Consider the following 17,411-nt stretch of genomic DNA (forward strand, 5'->3'; position numbering starts at 1 on the left):
TGAGTAACAGGTAAAAATAAAACGGGGCAGCGTGACGCTGCCCCGTGGTCATTGATGGTGCCGTATTTATAGCAGATGCTTTTGCAGATAGTGCGCCACGGCATCGTCGGCATTGCTGCCAATGATTTCGTTGTCTGGCAGGGCTTTCTTCACTTTTTCGTGAGAGGTTTCCATCACCAACCCTTTGCCCGCCATCGACAACATTTCCACGTCGTTCATACCATCGCCAAAGGCCACACAGTTTTCCAGTGTCAGGCCCAGTGATTCTGCGACCGCTTTCAGCGCGTCCCCTTTTGACACTTCCGCAGCCATCACTTCCAAACACCAAGGCGTTGAGAAGGCAATATTGAGTTTATCGCCAAAGGCTTCACGCAACTGGTTTTCAAAGCCAACCAGATGCTCGTGATCTTGCTCTGGATGGGTGAAGAAGATTTTTGCAATGCCGTCAGTCGGTGCGTTGTCGATATCGTAAACCTTATAGGTAAAGCCCGTCTCTTCATGGAACTTGCGCATCACTTCGTCTTCACGGTTGAGGCGCCAGTCTTCGTTTTGGTAAAGATGAACGAAGATCTCAGGGTCTTGTTTGACAATATCAATCACCGGCTGCACAAGCTCGGCCGGAACATTTTTGCTGTACATCAGTTGGTCATGCTGGTCATGAACACGAGCACCGTTTGAGGTGATCATGTAGGCAGGAATGCCCACTTGAGCGCGAATGCCGGCCACATCGATATGGTGACGGCCAGTGGCGAAAATAAAGGTATAACCTTGCTCATGCAGTGCTTTGAGCGTCTGCTTGGAGAATTCGCTGAGTTGGTGATTCGGTGCCAGCAGCGTGCCATCCAGATCGGAAGCAACGATTTTGGTGATCTCTTTATTTGGCAAGCTCGCAGTCATACGGCCCTCTTATGTCAGTCGGATGTGTTCAGGAAACAGGAAACGTTATCGACACAGGCCATTGCCTGAGTCGGTAGAAAGTGACACAACGTCTATCCAGCTTGGATGCCTGTCTAGACGCTGTTCACTAGGGGGATGCTGGCTAGTGTATGTGAAAAGCGGAGAGAAAAAGAGGGTAAATTAAGCTTGGTTGCTTTCCTCTTTCTGCAAAAAGCGGAACATCGCGCTGAGTGCTTGATTACGGTAGTGGTCTTTCTCAAACAACAATTCATGTTGCGCGCCTTCAATCGTCACCATTTCGCTGCGCTTGTTGGTTTTGTGCAGCTTTTTGAAAAACTGCGACTGTGCTTGATTGCTGACGATGCGATCGCCCCCCGCCTGCAACAGCAACACCGGAATGGTGAGCTGGCGCGTCAGCAAAATGCACTGTTTGGCGGCCATTAAGCCTTGCCACACCCAACGGGTGCTCGGGCCACCCACTTGCAGCTCGGGCTTGTCGCGATACAACTGTCTAAACCATTGATAACGCGCTTGGCTCTGGCTAAGCGGGTTATCTTCAAAGGGCTTCTCATAATAACTTTTGTGTCCCGGCGCATAAGTAGGCGTTGGGTACACGGCGGTGAGAATTTGGCTGACCGCCATGGCCACTGGACTCAAATACCAAGGGAGATCGATACCAAACATCGGCGCACTGAGCACCAACTTATCAAAACCATGTTGTGGGTGGGTTTGTAAGTAGCGCGTGGCGACGGCACCGCCCATCGAATGAGAAACAATGTGTCGCTGCTGATAAGGAGAGAAATCAAAGTGCGCAATCACGGCTTCCATGTCGAGAATGTAATCATCAAACTCGTAGACGTGACCAATATCAGAGTCTTTGACCAGGCGATCTGATAAACCTTGGCCTCGATGATCGTAGCTGTAGACGTCATAGCCTTGACGGTAGAGATCAAACAGAAGTTCTTGGTACTTCCAAGCAGATTCGATTCTGCCATTCACTACCAGCACCGCCTTTTTGTGTTGCGGGTTGGTCAGCTTACACCAATACAACTGCATCTTATCGCGCGTTTTTAGGAAACCCTCTTGTCGCTGCTGCCATAGGGCAGCGATCGGACCACCTATTGCTTGCTCAAATAAAGCCTCTTGCGTATAAGAGAGAGGTGAGCTGTTATTAACCATTAAATAAATACCTGATCATGCGTTTCTGTAGTCAATGATCAGAGAATTATCGGGGAAATGCAAATGGATACCCATGTTTGGTTGGCGTATGTTGTGACCGCAATCGTTTTCAGTTTGGCACCGGGCTCTGGCACGGTGAACTCAATCAGCAATGGCCTCAGTTATGGCACGCGAAAATCGCTGGCTTCCATTGTGGGGCTGCAAATTGGTTTGGCGGTCCATATTGTCCTGGTTGGGGCGGGCATTGGCGCTTTGGTGGCACAATCGGCGACGGCATTCACGGTGATTAAGTGGGTGGGTGCAGTGTATTTGGTTTGGCTGGGCATTCAAAAATGGCGTGATACGTCAAGCCTCGCGACGGCCTCGCAACAACATGCCATTTCCAGTACTGCGCTATTGCGCAAAGCGGTGCTGATCAATCTGACCAATCCGAAATCAATCGTCTTTCTAGTGGCGCTGTTTCCGCAATTTATCGATCCAAGCCAAGATCAAGTGACCCAGTTAGCGGTGTTAGGCATCACGACCGTGGTGATTGATGCGTTTGTCATGCTCGGCTACACCACCTTGGCATCTCAACTGGGGCGTTTTATCCGTTCAGAGAAAGTGATGGGCAAAATAAACAAAGTATTTGGTTCAATGTTTATGGGTTGTGGGGCATTATTAGCAGCTGCAAAATCATAACTAGCAGTGATAAATTCACTGGTTAGTCACTGAGCATAAGAATAAAGCACTAAATGAATACCACATACGTCGCACGGCAGCCGATCTTTAATCGGAAGAAACATACCTTAGGTTATGAACTTTTGTTTCGTGACGGAGAGAGCAATGCCTATCCGGTACACATCGAATCAAACCGCGCGACCTATCGCCTGATAGTGGAAAACTTTCTGTCCGTAGGCACCAATCCGGCCATCGCTTCTTCACGCTGTTTTATCAACTTTCCGTATCAAACCTTGATTCGCCGTTTGCCACTCAGTCTGCCGAAAAACAAAGTCGTGATTGAGGTGCTGGAAACGTGTCAGCCAACGGATGAGCTGCTTGACGCCATTCGAGATTTGTATCGTGAAGGCTATGTGATCGCGCTGGATGACTTCACCTTAACCCCGGAGTGGCGACGTTTTTTGCCGTATGTGCACATCGTGAAATTGGATGTGATGGATTTGGGGATGGAGAAGGCGTGTGAGTTGGTCAAAGAACACTTGGCACGGCGCGTGAAATACCATTTCTTGGCAGAAAAAGTGGAAACGGCAGAAGAGTTTGAACTGGCGAAAGAGGCAGGATTTAAATTCTTTCAAGGCTACTTTTTTAGTAAGCCAGAGGTAGTGCAAACACGTTATGTCAGCCCTGAGCAGACCGTGGCGTTGGAGTTGTTTCGTGAAGTGTGCAAGAGCGAGCCAGATTTTGACCGCATTGAGCAGATCATTTCGCAAGATGTGGCGTTGTCTTACAAGCTGTTGCGTTTCGTCAATACTCAGTCGACTCGTCTTGAAGTCACCATCAGTTCGTTTCGCCAAGCACTGATTTACCTTGGGCAAGACAAGCTGAAAATGTTCGTCTCTCTGGTGGTGGCGTCTTATGTCTCAACCAACAAGCCGCGTGAGTTGTATAACCTCTCGCTGCAACGCGCGCAATTTTGTGAGTTGATGTCTCGTCGTCACCCTTTCAGTAAGCACAACGAACAAGGCTTTATGATCGGTTTGCTGTCGATTCTCGATGCGATGATGGATCTGTCGGTGGAGTCTTTGGTTAACCACCTGCCATTGAGCGAAATTGCGAAACAGGCATTACTGTGTCGTGGCGGTGCTTATGGGGCATTGATTGCACTCGAGGAGTGTTTCGAACAGGCAGACTGGCGTGGCATTGAGCAGTGGTGTGAACAACTGGGTTTGTCGATAGAAGAGGTGCGTTACGAATTGGTCGAAGCGCAGCGTTGGTCGCAGGAGTTTGCTCTGATCTAAACTGACACCACGCAATATGAATTTTTGATGACAACTGAGCCGACGCGTTGACGTCGGCTTTGTTTTTTCTCAATATATACGCATATCCACATATAGGAATGTAAGCATGCTACCACACCAGTTTTTTAAACTGCTTTCTGATGAAACTCGCGTTCGTTGCCTGATGCTGGTGGCTCGTGAAGGCAAGATTTGTGTTGGAGAGCTCACCTATGCCCTGCAAGAAAGCCAGCCGAAAGTCTCTCGTCATTTGGCACAGCTGCGAGCCAGCGGGCTGCTGGTGGATGAAAGACAGGGTCAATGGGTCTTTTATCGCCTCTCCGAACAGTTGCCTGGTTGGATGAAAAAAATGGTCGATGATCTGATTGCTTCCAACTGTTTAAAGCAAGTTTATCAACAAGATATTGCGCGCCTGCATCAACAAGATCGTGTGGCGTGCTGTTAAATTGAAATTGAATCATTAGGGAATAGACCATGACTATCAAAGTGGGAATTAACGGATTTGGCCGTATTGGCCGCTTGGCAATGCGCGCGGCCTTTGATTGGCCAGAATTGGAGTTTGTTTTAATTAATGATGTGGCGGGGGATTCTACCACATTGGGCCATTTGTTGGAGTTCGATTCAGTGCAGGGGCGCTGGCACCACGAGGTGACGGTGCAAGGTCAGCAATTGCACATCAATGGCCACGTGATTGAAACCACTCAACAGCGTGACATCAGTGCGGTGGATTGGTCGGGCTGTGATGTGGTGATTGAAGCGACAGGCGTACATCGCAAAAGCCGCTTCCTTAATCAATACCTCGAGCAAGGCGTGCAACGTGTGGTGGTCAGCGCTCCAGTGAAAGAAGAGGGCATTGCCAATATTGTGGTGGGTGTGAATGACGAGATCTTCAACCCAGAGCAGCACCGCATTGTGACTGCAGCCTCGTGCACCACCAACTGCATTGCGCCAGTGGTGAAAGTGATTCACGAGAAACTCGGTATCGAACAAGCATCATTTACCACTATCCACGATCTCACCAACACGCAAACCATTCTTGATGCGCCACACAAAGATTTGCGTCGTGCCCGTGCCTGCGGCATGAGCTTGATCCCGACGACCACAGGCAGTGCCACGGCGATTGTGGAAATTTTCCCAGAATTGAAAGATCGCATTAACGGTCACGCGGTGCGCGTGCCTCTAGCGAATGCCTCACTGACCGATATTATTTTTGATGTGAAGCGTGACACCACTGCTGAAGAGGTCAACGCGTTACTCAAAGAAGCCTCGCAAGGGGAGTTAAACGGCATTCTCGGCTTTGAAGAGCGCCCATTGGTGTCGATTGATTATCGTGGCGACCAACGCTCAACCATCGTCGATGCCCTCTCTACCATGGTGGTGGGTACACGCATGGTGAAGATTTACGCTTGGTATGACAACGAAATGGGCTACGCGACCCGTACCGCAGAGCTTGTGCGTAAAGTAGGAGCGGCATAATGGCAACGTCAATCACCAACCACCCTGTTTGGCAATTGGACCTACCGTCTGGCGCATTGGTCTTAACACCTTGCCCTGGTACCAAAGGGGTCGATTTACGTTCGTCATTGCAACAGTTGGCGGACAGCGGTGTACAAGCCGTTGTGACGGCGCTGGGCGATGCGGAACTGGCGAGTAAAGAGGTCGCAGAGCTTGGCCAGTTGGTCGTCGAGCTCGGCATGCGTTGGTATCAAATCGAAATCGAAGATGACTGCGCGCCAGATGAGACCTTCGCCGTGCATTGGCAGCAAGCCAGCCCAGAGCTGCAAGCCATTCTCCGTGATGGTGGCAAAGTGGCGCTGCACTGCATGGGCGGCTCCGGTCGCACCGGATTGTTCGCCGCCCATTTGCTGCTAGAGCAAGGCTGGGCATTGGACGACATTATCCGTGAAGTGCAAGCGTTGAGACCCGGCGCCTTCACGCGAGAAGTGCAGTTGAGCTACATCGAATCTGTGGCAAACGCACAGTGAGCAGCCATTAGAGCTTTTGGATCATCATGATCCAAAAGCTTGTTAACCTGTACACAGAGGGCTAATGATGATCGCTCAACTGAGCAAAAGTGTCCGCCAATACATGCTGGTCACGTTTAACTATTGGAACTTTACCTTAACCGATGGGGCACTGCGCATGCTGGTGGTGCTCTATTTCCACGACCTTGGCTACTCGGCGCTGGCGATTGCCTCGCTGTTTTTGTTTTACGAGTTTTTTGGCGTGGTGACCAACCTGATTGGTGGATGGTTGGGGGCAAGGCTCGGGCTCAATAAGACCATGAACATCGGCTTGGCCATGCAAATCATCGCGTTGTTGATGTTGGCAGTCCCCGCCGCTTGGCTGACGATTCCTTGGGTGATGGCCGCGCAAGCACTTTCTGGTATTGCCAAAGATTTGAATAAGATGAGTGCCAAAAGCGCCATCAAAACCTTGGTACCGGACGAGCAGCAAGGCGCATTGTTCAAGTGGGTGGCCATTCTGACGGGTTCGAAGAATGCCTTAAAAGGGGCGGGTTTTTTCCTCGGTGGTCTCTTATTGGCTGTCCTCGGTTTTCAATACGCGGTACTCGTCATGGCGGGGGGACTCACCCTAGTATTGATTGGCAGTTTGGTTAGCCTAGAGTCGGAGATGGGCAAAGCGAAAAACAAGCCGAAGTTTAATGAGATTTTCTCCAAATCGGCGCCTGTCAACATTCTCTCTGCGGCTCGCCTCTTTCTCTTTGGTGCGCGAGATGTCTGGTTTGTGGTGGCACTGCCCGTTTACCTTGGCAGCGTATTTGGCTGGGATCATCTTTGGGTCGGAGGCTTTCTTGCCTTATGGGTCATGGGGTATGGCGTTGTGCAAGGCATCGCGCCGCGCATTACAGGGAAAGCGCAAGGTCGAGTGCCGGATGGTCACAGTGCTTTTTACTGGGCCGCGTTATTGGCATTGCTAACAGGAGCCATTGCCTATGCGGTGCAACAAGCGTGGCATCCTCAGCAAGTGATCGTGATTGGCCTGTTGCTATTTGGGGCGGTGTTTGCAATTAACTCCTCCCTTCACTCTTATCTGATTGTCAGTTATGCCAAAGGCGATGGCGTCTCATTGGATGTGGGTTTTTACTATATGGCCAATGCCATGGGCCGTTTGATCGGCACACTATTGTCGGGGTGGATCTATCAAGAATTCGGTTTGGCTGCTTGCTTGTGGGTCTCTTGCTTCTTCTTGGCTTTGACGACGTTAATTTCAATCAAGCTCCCTCGCTTTGCAGCGAAAACCGCCTGATCGCAGTGTGTGAATTCTAACCAAAAGCTGACGCATGATTTCATGCGTCAGCTTTTTTTATTGCTATAGTCAAAGCCATGAAAAGCAAGAGGATAGAGAATGCGCGAAAGAGTTCAGTTTTTTGATTTGCTACGATGTGTCGCGGCGGTGGCCGTGATCGCCATTCATGTGCTTGCGCCTTATCGTCATGAGTTAGGGGGGATTCCTTTTGAACAATGGGTGACGGCCGTTGGTATCAATGGTATTTCTCGTTGGGCGGTACCGGTTTTTATTCTTATCACTGGCGCCCTGATGCTCAGTGACACTCGGCCATTTGATCTGCCTTATTATGCTCGTCGTCGTTTAGGTAAGGTGCTGATCCCTTTTCTCTTTTGGTCGTTGTTCTATGCGCTCCTCTCCGGCTTGAGTGCGAGCGGTTTTGATGGCAGCAAAGTGACAGAAGTGCTCAGCAACAGCCCAGAGCATGCTACTTATTACCATCTTGGTTTCTTCTATTATTTTATTCCGCTCTATTTTGTGATTCCGATGTTCCAGTGGCTTGTTCGCCATCAACGTCAGGACATCCTCTATCTCTTTACCGCGTTATGGTTGTTCACCACTGTGTTGTATCTGGCGGGTATCGATGGCCCTTGGAGCTACGAGCTATGGCTGTACAGTGGCTACCTTCCTCTTGGCTATCTGCTCTTTAGCAAAGTCCCGAATCAACGCTCAGTGGTCGTTGGGTCGGTGCTGCTGGGGGGAATGGCATTGGCTGCCACGGTTATCATGGTGGTAAGTAATAGCCTTGTTGCAGGGGAATACACCGTCGGGCGTTGGCTGTCGTATAAAACCATCAATGTGGTATTGGCGGCATCGATGGTGTTTGTGCTGTGTCGCTATGTGGGCGAGCGGTTGTCGGCTCAATGGCAAAAGTGGGTGGCGTTGATCAGCCGCCACAGCTTAGGCATCTATTTATTGCATCCTATTTTTCTATGGCCAATGAAAGAGTTGGGCTGGTATCAGGGTCATCCTGCGTGGGTGATCCCGTTATGGGTCGTGCTGAGTGGGGCGGGTGCCTTAGCGTTGAGTTATCTATTTTCGCTCTCCGCTAAGACACGTTGGTTGTTGCCTTAGCGCTTCAGGGCAAAGTGAAGAAACTTGTCGCCCTTGTAGGTGAGCTCCCCTTTATCGCCGGGGTTAAGAGCGTGGAAATAGTGCACACCGACCTGAAACTCGCGTTTGGGTCCGAGAGCGCCACGTTGTACGTAGATCCAATACTCTTGATCATCTTCACCAGGCTGAGCATCGGCAATAGGGATGACTTGTTTATCAAGCACAGTGACCTGTACTTTTTGTTCTGGGGCGTTATTGCCTTGAATATGAGTACGATAGAAACGAACGAAGAGCCAGCCACCAATAGCAATCAATGCGAGTACGGCAAAAACAAAGGAAATAGGCATGATGACCTCCAGTCTGAATGAGTGTCTCATTTTACAGAACCTAGTTGCCAAACAAGGGGTTGCCAGTAGCGAATCGTGATCTAGAGATAAGAGACGATAAAATTTTCGGCGCATATCACATTCTATATGCGTATGAGAGCACAATTTTGAGTCTATGCGGCTCACTTGGCTCGAAATGTGAATCAAACTGTAGAAGAATAGAATGAAACAAACACTCGAGCGAAAGGAGGGCACGATGTCAGAAATCGAACAAGTGGTCACTCGTACCCGTAGATTAGAGACTTTGTTGCGCACTCAATATCATGCTGAAGGTAAAGGGTTGCATCAGCTGGTGACGAGCTGTGAAGAGCGTCTGCCACATGACGTGATTGGTAAGCTCCGTTTTATTGCGACGGTACGCAATAAAGTCGTGCATGAAGATAATTATCAGTTGGACGATAAACAGAGCTTTTTGGCGGCATGTGATGAGTGTGAAAAAGAACTGACACCAAGAAGTGGCCGATTTATCTGGCGGGTGGCGATTTTACTGATGCTTTCCATGACATTGGGGGCAATGGCTTTTTACTACGCGAACTGGGACGTACTTAGCCAGCATTTTAAATAACGGTCAATTGGGAAAAATGAACTGAGGCAATTCGCGGAACACGGAGTCAGGCGTGAGCTGAGCGATTGGTCTTACAATGTCTAATTTGTGTATGAAAGACAATAAAAAACGGGATGCGAAAGCATCCCGTTTTTTATTTAGATTCTGAAACTTAGTACATCATTGGTAGTGTCATTAAACCAACGATAACTGCGATCATTACTAGTCCTTGCTTTTGAGAAGAAGACATCACAACACTACCTCCACTAACGGTTGATGAACTCTATGTGTGCAATATAGCATCGATTTTAAGGCTTGATCAATAGATCTTTTAAAATCTCTTTAAAAAAATAACTTAACTATGATTAATTGACCTTGATGCCCCAATAAAACAGTGTTTTTTGGGTGCTTTTAAATTGCTCTTATTTGTATTTTCTTGATTATGTGTTCTTTAACTTTTTGTTTTTAATTGGCTTTTTGTTGGTGTGATATTGCTCAAATAGTGTCTAGTGCTCTTTGTCTGGTGTTGGTGGTTCTTGCTGCTCTTTTGGCTTAATAGTCGTGTTTTTTGATGGTGTGGATTTGAAATTCAAGAAAGTCAATAGAGGCTGTATGGGGGATTTATCATTGGATGAGAAAACAATGATGTGATTAGTGGTCTATTCTGGTTGTACCAGATTGAGAGCGGGTTTTCCTTTCTTTTGATGTTTAAGTTGTTGAATTTATTCTTGTTGTTTCTGCTATATTCTGCTTTTTAATTTTGTTTTTTCAGTCTATTGTTATTCATTCCCTCTGATAATGTTCGACTTATTTTACTTTGAGTTGGTTTAACGTTTGCTTTCTGTGTTTTGTCACGCTTTTCATCTAGAGGCTCTGAATTTAAAACGCGTTGCTGTGAGCCGATACTGTAAACTTACAGTTTTGCTCTAAGCTATGGCTTGCTTCACAATAAGCAGTGATTCGCTATCAAGATCCAACTTTCGCCTTTTACTGCTTTACATAATCCTCTTGCTACCTAGACTAGCCGCGTAACAAAGAGAAGGGTAATACAGATGTGGAGTTGGCTAGCGATAGGCTTATCTGGAATGACATCCGTTTTGGGTGCTCGTCAAGCGAGTCCATTTCAGTCACTGTTTTTTAAAGTGTTCACTCTGGTGTTGTTATTGATCTTGGTGTTGACCCAAGGGCCAGACTCTGGGCACAGCTATTGGATTGCCGCAGGACTGTTAGTGTCGATTTTTGCCGACACGCTCCATTCTTTGAAATCAAAAAAAACGCTCTATTTTTCAGGCTTTCTCCTCGCGCAGCTTTGTTACAGCAAGTCTTTCTGGTTACAACTCAATGGTGATATCGTTTGGTGGCTCCTTGCCTTACTGTTGGCGGCGAGTATCGTGGCGTTTTTCTTACTCCTTCCTCAATTGGATTCATTGGTTTTTCCTGTCGTGATTATGGGCATTATGCTGGTGCAGTTGGCTTGGGCTGCTGGAGAAGTGTGGCTCCAAGCAAGCAACTTCTCCAATGCGATCGGTTTTACCGGAACTTTAGTCATGATTTATTCTGCTCTGGCGTATGCGATTCACGGCTATCGAAAACCGATGAAGCGTGCCTATGTTTGGGTGTCGGGCAGTTATTTTGTCGCACATGCTTTGATCGTGGCTTCTATCATCTATTGAGCTGTTTTAGGTCAAAACACGATTTTTATAAAAGGTTAAGCTGGGGTCACTTGACGTGTTACAGGACGCCTAATCCATGAATGATATCCATGCTCACAATCTTCTTCATCTCCTTAAAGAACAACCGATGGACCGTGCAGAATTGCTTGCGCATTTCGGTGGCGATACCCGTTTTCATACGTGCAAATTACAAGGGCTCGACTTGGACTCACTGCTGAGCTTTTTGTTGGAACGAGAAAAAATCAGTGAGCAGCAAGGAAAATTCTGTGTAAATCTGGCGCGAATCTGTAATCACTAAGCGGTTTTTCTGAACGCGGTGGTGCTTGTTCGTTAGGCAAATTACCCGTTATTCTGATTCTTTCACGACTTGATTACGGGCCATCTTGATCAAGTCGTTTTGTTTGCCCGCAAGCCTTTCGGCGTTTGTGCGCGCCTGCCTCCCAACGCCATTTGGTATATACTCTCGCCATTGTTGTATTTTGAGAGCACCTATGGACATTCTTGCTGCAGCCACCATGCTGTTCCTTATCATGGACCCGTTGGGGAATCTTCCCATTGTTTTATCTATCTTGAAGCACATTGATGCTAAGCGACGTCGCAAGGTATTGATTCGTGAGTTACTGTTTGCCCTCCTCATTTTGATGTTATTCCTATTTGCGGGGCAGAGCATCATGAAGTTCCTTCAGGTGGAACCGGAAACGCTCAGTATCTCGGGTGGTATTATCTTGTTTATAATCGCAATCAAGATGATCTTCCCCAGTGCAGGCAGCATTACCGGTTTGGCAGCAGGTGAAGAGCCTTTTATTGTACCGATGGCGATACCGATGATTGCTGGGCCTTCTGTGATCGCGGCGTTGTTGCTGCTTTCTTCACAGCACCCAAATAACTTAACTGATTTGTCGATTGCTGTGCTGATCGCGTGGTTTGCGACCTTCATCATTTTGATGTTCTACAGCTTTTTCCACCGTATTTTGGGTGAGCGCGGCTTAAAGGCGGTTGAACGTTTGATGGGATTGTTGCTGGTGATGATTTCAACCCAAATGTTCCTCAACGGTGTTAAAAGCTATATGGGCGCCGTGAGCTAATCTGAATAACGGGATAAAACAATGCCGCTCTAGGGAGCGGCATTGTTATTTCTAACGGGAAAGAATTACATCATATATTTGCGTCGAATATCGAGCAGGGCAAAAATACCAAATATCAGGATGGAATTCTTTTCCCAGCGCGTCATGGTAATTTTGTCACCAAACGCGCCGACGAAGATCAGCATTTGTAGTCCATGCATGATGAACAAAAATGCCGTCATGATGTAGAGCACAATGGCGGCATTCCCCGGAAATGGGGAGAAGATATTAAACAACAGGATTAACCACACAAATGAGATAGCGGCTTTCGCTAAAAATAGCAGTGCTTTCATTCCAAGATCCTTTGCTAACTATTGGCGTTCATAGAGGCGATAGCTGACCTGTCCAGCAGTTTTTTCTCGATGCAAATGCCAAGAAGCTGGCAGCGCTTCAACCTGTAACTCTTTTTCTGTCTCAATATAAATCATTGCATCCTCTGCCAGCCAGCCATTTTGCTCCAGCAAAGTCACGGCTTCGGCAAGCAGTCCTTGGCGAAATGGCGGGTCAATAAACACCACGTGATGCGGTGTGCCTTGCTGCTTAAGGAATTGCAGTGCATCGCCTTGAATCACTTTGATATTATTTGCCTTTAGTGCTGTGACATTTTGTTGCAATTGAGCAAACGCTTTGGGGTTTAACTCCAACATGGTGACTTGCTCTGCCTGACGTGATGCCGCTTCAAAACCTAAGCCGCCAGAGCCGGCAAACAGATCCAAACAGCGAGCGCGAGGGATATCCTGTGCTAACCAGTTAAACAGCGTTTCTTTGACTCGGTCAGTTGTAGGGCGCAAGCCTTCGGCGTCATGCACGGGCAGCTTTCGCCCTCGCCAAAGGCCACTAATGATGCGTACACAGCCAGTTGTTGGCTTATTTTGTGATGTGTTTTGCTGGCGACGTCTTACCATAGATTTTTTGACCGCTAATAAAGTGTTACTATAGCCAATCGCCCAGGCCTAAAGCCTGGATATTGCCCAGAATTTGATAGTGACAAAGTGTACCATTATTCCGCCGAGAAAAACGGATCACATGCGTATACCAGTCGCGATTGTCTCTTTGCCTGCGCATCAGCAAAGATTCAACCCAGTATATAAGAAACCAGGATATCTCCCGATGACGGAAAAGAAAAAGCGCGGATTACTATCGTGGCTTGGCTTTGGTGACGATGACCAAGTAAAACAACCAGAGCCTGCACAATCAGAAGAGGTGATCAGCGAGTCTGACGAAAAAACCGTAGAGAGCGTTGAACCGATTGCCAGTCAAGAAGTGGTTGAAGAGGTGGCGGCAGAACCAATCAGCGAACCAGCAACTGAAGAACCCGTTGAAGTGACACCTGTGGTGGTTGAAGCACCGCGCGTGCAAGAACAAGAAAAACCAACAGAAAGCTTTTTTGCGCGTCTAAAACGTAGCTTGAGCCGCACGAAAGCCAATATCGGCGCGGGTTTCTTTGGCCTATTTAAAGGTAAGAAAATCGACGATGATCTGTTTGAAGAGTTGGAAGAACAGCTACTCGTTGCGGATGTGGGTATGGATACCACGTTGAAAATCATCGAAAACCTAACAGAAAAAGCGTCTCGCCGTGACTTAAAAGATGGTGAGGCTCTGTATGGTTTGCTCAAAGAAGAGATGGCGGAGATCCTCTCTAAGGTTGAGCAACCATTGCAAGTGGACAGCAGCAAAACCCCTTACGTTATCCTGATGGTCGGGGTAAATGGTGTGGGTAAGACCACCACCATTGGTAAGTTGGCGAAACAGTTCCAAAATCAAGGTAAGAAAGTGATGTTGGCGGCGGGCGATACCTTCCGTGCGGCGGCCGTTGAGCAGTTGCAAGTGTGGGGTGAGCGTAACAATGTCCCAGTGATCGCACAGCACACTGGCGCAGACAGCGCATCGGTGATTTATGATGCGATTGAAGCAGCTAAAGCGCGTGGGGTTGATGTGGTGATTGCCGATACCGCGGGTCGCTTGCAGAACAAGAGCAACTTGATGGAAGAGCTGCGCAAAATTGTCCGAGTAATGAAGAAAATCGACGACTCCGCACCGCATGAAATCATGTTGACCTTGGATGCGGGTACTGGTCAGAACGCCATCAGCCAAGCGAAACTGTTTAGCGATGTCGCGCCGATCACCGGGATCACCTTGACCAAACTGGATGGCACGGCTAAAGGCGGCGTGATCTTTGCTATTGCCGATCAGTTTAACATTCCTATTCGTTACATCGGTGTGGGTGAAGGGATTGAGGATCTCCGCCCGTTTGAAACCCAAGAGTTTATCGACGCGCTATTTAGTCGAGAAGAGTAAGCATTAGAGAGGAATAACCGGTGATCCGATTTCAGCAGGTAAGTAAAGCCTATCGTGGCGGCCGTCAGGCCCTGCAAAAAGTCGACTTTCATTTACGTCGTGGCGAAATGGCATTTTTAGGTGGACACTCAGGTGCCGGTAAAAGTACCTTGCTGAAATTGATCTGTGCCATTGAGCGGCCTACTGATGGTCGCATCAGCTTCAATGGTCATGACATCACACGCATTCCGAATAAAGACGTGCCGTTTTTACGTCGTAATATCGGCATTGTTTTCCAAGATCACCGCTTACTGATGGATCGCAGTGTTTACGACAACGTGGCACTGCCGATGCGCATTGAATCCATCTCAGAGAATGAGATAAAACGCCGAGTCTCGGCGGCTCTCGACAAAACAGGGCTGCTTGATAAAGCCCGCTGCTTGCCTAGCCAACTTTCTGGTGGTGAACAGCAACGTGTCGGCATCGCTCGCGCCGTGGTCAATCGCCCAACCTTGTTGTTGGCCGATGAACCAACGGGCAACCTTGACCCTGAGTTGTCCAACCGAGTGTTGCGTTTGTTTGAAGAGTTCAATCGTGCTGGCGTGACCATTTTATTGGCGACACACGACATCAACTTGGTTAACTCTCGTCCTCAGTATCGTCATTTCGAACTTAACCAAGGTTTTCTCAGTGAGGTAGAAGATTATGGCCGCGAATAAACGCCTTAAAAAGCCAGCGAGCAAATCGACCTCGAATCGCCCTAAGACAGACGGTTTTGTTTCGATTCATATCAAGCAAGCCAAAGCCTCCTTCAAAGCGATCTGGCATCGCCCGCTGGGGAATATTTTAACCTTAGCGGTCATCTCCATGGCATTAGCCATGCCTGCCTGTTTGTATTTGCTTGGTAAAAACATCGCCGTTGCCACCTCGCATGTCACGTCGCCAGCACAAGTGAGTGCCTACTTGCGTGAAGGCGTACCAGAAGCTCGAGTCATGGTGCTCAAAGATGAGTTGGAAACGCAGCAAGATGTTGAATTGGTGGAGTACATCTCTCCGCAGCAAGGCTTAGAGCATCTCAGCCAGTATTCCGGTTTTGACCAAGCGTTAAGCTTACTGGAAGATTATGCCCTACCGGGCGTCTTGGTGATCACCCCAGCGGTGGAAGAGAACAACGCCATCAAAGCGTTGGCGCAACAACTGCGTCAAGAAGAAGACATTACTGATGTGCGTCTAGACGAAGATTGGTTAACACGGTTAGATGCAATAAAAACGGTCGCGACAATTATTGTCATGACCTTGACACTGTTAATGTTGGGTGCTGTATTTTTAATCGTTGGCAATACCTTGCGCTTTAATGTGCTCGCCAACAAAGAAGAAATTCAAACCATGAAACTCATTGGTGCGACAGACAACTTTATTCTGCGCCCCTACTTATATTCAGGAATGTGGTTTGGTTTACTCGGCGCGGTATCGGCGTGGTGTTTTACCGCGCTGATTACGGTGTTGTTGAATGGTGCCGTTGCGGATCTCGCGGCTTTATACGACAGCCAATTTCGTCTTATTGGCCTAAGTTGGGATGAATCCTTGTTGCTTGTGATGACAGGGACCTTCTTAGGTTGCGTGGCGGCAAAAGTATCGGCGCAGCGCCATTTAAAAGAAATTGAACCTGTTTAAGTGATGCGGGTCTTATAGTAGGCAATCGTCACAAAGAATCAAATTTGATTGACTTGTATAGACGATTTGTTTATGGATAATTGCTAACCCTGCTTGAAACTGATTCATCTTCAGTTCAAGATAACGGCGCTAATTTGCAATGTATAACTCCAGATCAGAGATTGATGAGGAATTGAATGACAACTCAAGCGTATCCGATGGCACTAGTAACGCAAGATAGCCTTGATGGCTACATTCGCTCGGTGAACAGCTACCCAATGCTGACCGCAGACGAAGAACGTGATCTAGCTGAACGTCTACACTACAAAGGCGAAATTGAAGCGGCAAAAGGGCTGATTCTCTCTCACCTGAGATTCGTTGTTCACGTTGCCCGCGGTTATTCTGGCTACGGTTTACCAATGGCTGACTTAGTACAAGAAGGCAATATTGGTCTCATGAAGGCGGTAAAACGCTTCAATCCAGAAGTTGGGGTGAGGCTAGTTTCTTTTGCGGTTCACTGGATCAAAGCGGAAATTCACGAGTACGTACTACGTAACTGGCGTATTGTGAAGATCGCGACCACCAAAGCGCAGCGTAAGTTGTTCTTCAACCTACGTAAGTCGAAAAAACGTCTTGGTTGGTTTAACAATGGCGAAGTCGAAACCGTGGCTCGTGAGTTGGGCGTAGAACCGGCAGAAGTGCGAGAAATGGAATCGCGTTTGGCGGCGGTCGATTCGACCTTTGATTTGCCAAATGAGGAAGACGATTCTAGCTCGGTATCAACCGCTCCTGTCCTTTATCTGGAAGACAAATCTTCAGATGTTGCGGACAACCTAGAAGCGCAAAACTGGGAAGCTCACACCAATAACCGCCTTGCGATGGCATTGGCTAGCCTTGATGAACGTAGCCAACATATTGTTCGCTCGCGTTGGTTGGACGATGATAAAGCCACGCTGCAAGATCTCGCGGAAATGTATGGTGTTTCTGCGGAGCGAATTCGTCAGCTTGAAAAGAACGCGATGAAGAAACTGAAGATGGCCGTCGGCGAGATTTAGTTCTCTTACGAAACCATTTAAGAATCAGCAAAAGCCGAGATCAATGATCTCGGCTTTTTTGTTGCCTGTCACAACATCATGGCGAGTATTTTTGATCGAAATTGAGTGACGAAAATGATCACGAAATGATGCCAAGCCTGTGAATAACTCTGTGAAGTAATTATTTATCAACTGTTCGAAAGCTGGATGAAATCAGGGCTTGAAGAGGAATTTTATTTGGGGATAGTTATAAAACTACACACAGAAAGATCAAGATCCTTACTACATGTAGTGGATCAAAATGGCACAAAACACTTTATCAACGCA

At 47.9% G+C, this 17,411-nt stretch carries 20 protein-coding genes; 15 read left to right on the forward strand and 5 right to left on the reverse strand.

What is annotated here, in order from left to right:
• Nucleotides 1–66: 66 nt before the first annotated feature.
• Nucleotides 67–897: a Cof-type HAD-IIB family hydrolase gene (locus VV1_RS05415; protein ID WP_011079150.1), complete on the reverse strand. Its 831-nt coding sequence runs from the start codon at nt 895–897 to the stop codon at nt 67–69.
• Nucleotides 898–1,077: 180 nt separating this feature from the next.
• Nucleotides 1,078–2,076: an alpha/beta fold hydrolase gene (locus VV1_RS05420; protein WP_011079151.1), complete on the reverse strand. Its 999-nt coding sequence runs from the start codon at nt 2,074–2,076 to the stop codon at nt 1,078–1,080.
• A 63-nt stretch (nt 2,077–2,139) separates the two neighbouring features.
• On the opposite strand from VV1_RS05420, the gene rhtB reads away from it, so the two are divergent.
• From rhtB to VV1_RS05455, 7 genes are all read left to right on the forward strand, one after another.
• Nucleotides 2,140–2,757 carry a homoserine/homoserine lactone efflux protein gene (rhtB, locus tag VV1_RS05425; protein ID WP_013570931.1) on the forward strand — a complete coding sequence of 206 codons (618 nt, stop codon included), beginning with the start codon at nt 2,140–2,142 and terminating at the stop codon, nt 2,755–2,757.
• 53 nt (nt 2,758–2,810) lie between these two features.
• Nucleotides 2,811–4,034: an EAL and HDOD domain-containing protein gene (locus tag VV1_RS05430; RefSeq protein WP_011079153.1), complete on the forward strand. Its 1,224-nt coding sequence runs from the start codon at nt 2,811–2,813 to the stop codon at nt 4,032–4,034.
• Between the two features lie 106 nt (nt 4,035–4,140).
• Nucleotides 4,141–4,476: a metalloregulator ArsR/SmtB family transcription factor gene (locus tag VV1_RS05435; protein WP_011079154.1), complete on the forward strand. Its 336-nt coding sequence runs from the start codon at nt 4,141–4,143 to the stop codon at nt 4,474–4,476.
• 29 nt (nt 4,477–4,505) lie between these two features.
• Nucleotides 4,506–5,507 (forward strand): ArsJ-associated glyceraldehyde-3-phosphate dehydrogenase, encoded by a 1,002-nt coding sequence (locus VV1_RS05440; protein ID WP_011079155.1) that lies wholly within the window; start codon nt 4,506–4,508, stop codon nt 5,505–5,507.
• Nucleotides 5,507–6,016: a phosphatase domain-containing putative toxin gene (locus VV1_RS05445; RefSeq protein WP_011079156.1), complete on the forward strand. Its 510-nt coding sequence runs from the start codon at nt 5,507–5,509 to the stop codon at nt 6,014–6,016. The genes VV1_RS05440 and VV1_RS05445 overlap by 1 nt, the downstream gene beginning before the upstream one ends.
• Nucleotides 6,017–6,083: 67 nt before the next feature.
• Nucleotides 6,084–7,301 carry an organoarsenical effux MFS transporter ArsJ gene (gene arsJ / locus VV1_RS05450; protein WP_043921083.1) on the forward strand — a complete coding sequence of 406 codons (1,218 nt, stop codon included), beginning with the start codon at nt 6,084–6,086 and terminating at the stop codon, nt 7,299–7,301.
• A 99-nt stretch (nt 7,302–7,400) separates the two neighbouring features.
• On the forward strand, nt 7,401–8,414 hold the full coding sequence (locus VV1_RS05455; RefSeq protein ID WP_011079158.1) for an acyltransferase: 1,014 nt from the start codon (nt 7,401–7,403) through the stop codon (nt 8,412–8,414).
• Here VV1_RS05455 and VV1_RS05460 read toward each other — a convergent pair.
• Nucleotides 8,411–8,740 carry a DUF2500 domain-containing protein gene (locus tag VV1_RS05460; protein ID WP_011079159.1) on the reverse strand — a complete coding sequence of 110 codons (330 nt, stop codon included), beginning with the start codon at nt 8,738–8,740 and terminating at the stop codon, nt 8,411–8,413. The two genes, VV1_RS05455 and VV1_RS05460, sit on opposite strands and share 4 nt — an antisense overlap.
• A gap of 235 nt (nt 8,741–8,975) precedes the next feature.
• On the opposite strand from VV1_RS05460, the gene VV1_RS05465 reads away from it, so the two are divergent.
• The 4 genes from VV1_RS05465 (at nt 8,976) to VV1_RS05480 (ending at nt 12,081) form a co-directional block, all read left to right on the forward strand.
• A complete protein-coding gene (locus VV1_RS05465) occupies nt 8,976–9,344 on the forward strand; it encodes a hypothetical protein (protein ID WP_013570937.1) in 369 nt (122 codons plus the stop codon).
• 1,031 nt (nt 9,345–10,375) lie between these two features.
• Nucleotides 10,376–10,996, forward strand: coding sequence for a lysoplasmalogenase (locus VV1_RS05470; RefSeq protein ID WP_011079161.1), 621 nt, complete (start codon nt 10,376–10,378; stop codon nt 10,994–10,996).
• 76 nt (nt 10,997–11,072) lie between these two features.
• Nucleotides 11,073–11,294 (forward strand): YecH family metal-binding protein, encoded by a 222-nt coding sequence (locus VV1_RS05475; protein ID WP_011149125.1) that lies wholly within the window; start codon nt 11,073–11,075, stop codon nt 11,292–11,294.
• A gap of 193 nt (nt 11,295–11,487) precedes the next feature.
• Complete coding sequence (locus VV1_RS05480; RefSeq protein ID WP_011079163.1) at nt 11,488–12,081, forward strand: YhgN family NAAT transporter; 594 nt, start codon at nt 11,488–11,490, stop codon at nt 12,079–12,081.
• Between the two features lie 65 nt (nt 12,082–12,146).
• Here the strand turns inward: VV1_RS05480 and VV1_RS05485 are convergent, their stop codons facing one another.
• Nucleotides 12,147–12,413 carry a DUF1145 domain-containing protein gene (locus VV1_RS05485; protein WP_011079164.1) on the reverse strand — a complete coding sequence of 89 codons (267 nt, stop codon included), beginning with the start codon at nt 12,411–12,413 and terminating at the stop codon, nt 12,147–12,149.
• 18 nt (nt 12,414–12,431) lie between these two features.
• On the reverse strand, nt 12,432–13,025 hold the full coding sequence (gene rsmD / locus VV1_RS05490) for a 16S rRNA (guanine(966)-N(2))-methyltransferase RsmD (RefSeq protein ID WP_011079165.1): 594 nt from the start codon (nt 13,023–13,025) through the stop codon (nt 12,432–12,434).
• A 205-nt stretch (nt 13,026–13,230) separates the two neighbouring features.
• Here rsmD and ftsY point away from each other — a divergent pair, with 205 nt between their 5' ends.
• From ftsY to rpoH, 4 genes are all read left to right on the forward strand, one after another.
• Nucleotides 13,231–14,418: a signal recognition particle-docking protein FtsY gene (ftsY, locus tag VV1_RS05495; protein WP_011079166.1), complete on the forward strand. Its 1,188-nt coding sequence runs from the start codon at nt 13,231–13,233 to the stop codon at nt 14,416–14,418.
• 20 nt (nt 14,419–14,438) lie between these two features.
• Nucleotides 14,439–15,116 carry a cell division ATP-binding protein FtsE gene (gene ftsE / locus VV1_RS05500; RefSeq protein WP_011079167.1) on the forward strand — a complete coding sequence of 226 codons (678 nt, stop codon included), beginning with the start codon at nt 14,439–14,441 and terminating at the stop codon, nt 15,114–15,116.
• Nucleotides 15,103–16,071 carry a permease-like cell division protein FtsX gene (gene ftsX, locus VV1_RS05505; protein ID WP_011079168.1) on the forward strand — a complete coding sequence of 323 codons (969 nt, stop codon included), beginning with the start codon at nt 15,103–15,105 and terminating at the stop codon, nt 16,069–16,071. The genes ftsE and ftsX overlap by 14 nt, the downstream gene beginning before the upstream one ends.
• A gap of 176 nt (nt 16,072–16,247) precedes the next feature.
• Entirely contained in the window at nt 16,248–17,105 is an 858-nt protein-coding gene (gene rpoH / locus VV1_RS05510) for an RNA polymerase sigma factor RpoH (RefSeq protein ID WP_011079169.1), read from the forward strand.
• Nucleotides 17,106–17,411 lie beyond the last annotated feature (306 nt).

Origin of the sequence: Vibrio vulnificus CMCP6 (assembly GCF_000039765.1) — a bacterium.
Classification (GTDB): Bacteria; Pseudomonadota; Gammaproteobacteria; order Enterobacterales; family Vibrionaceae; genus Vibrio; species Vibrio vulnificus_B.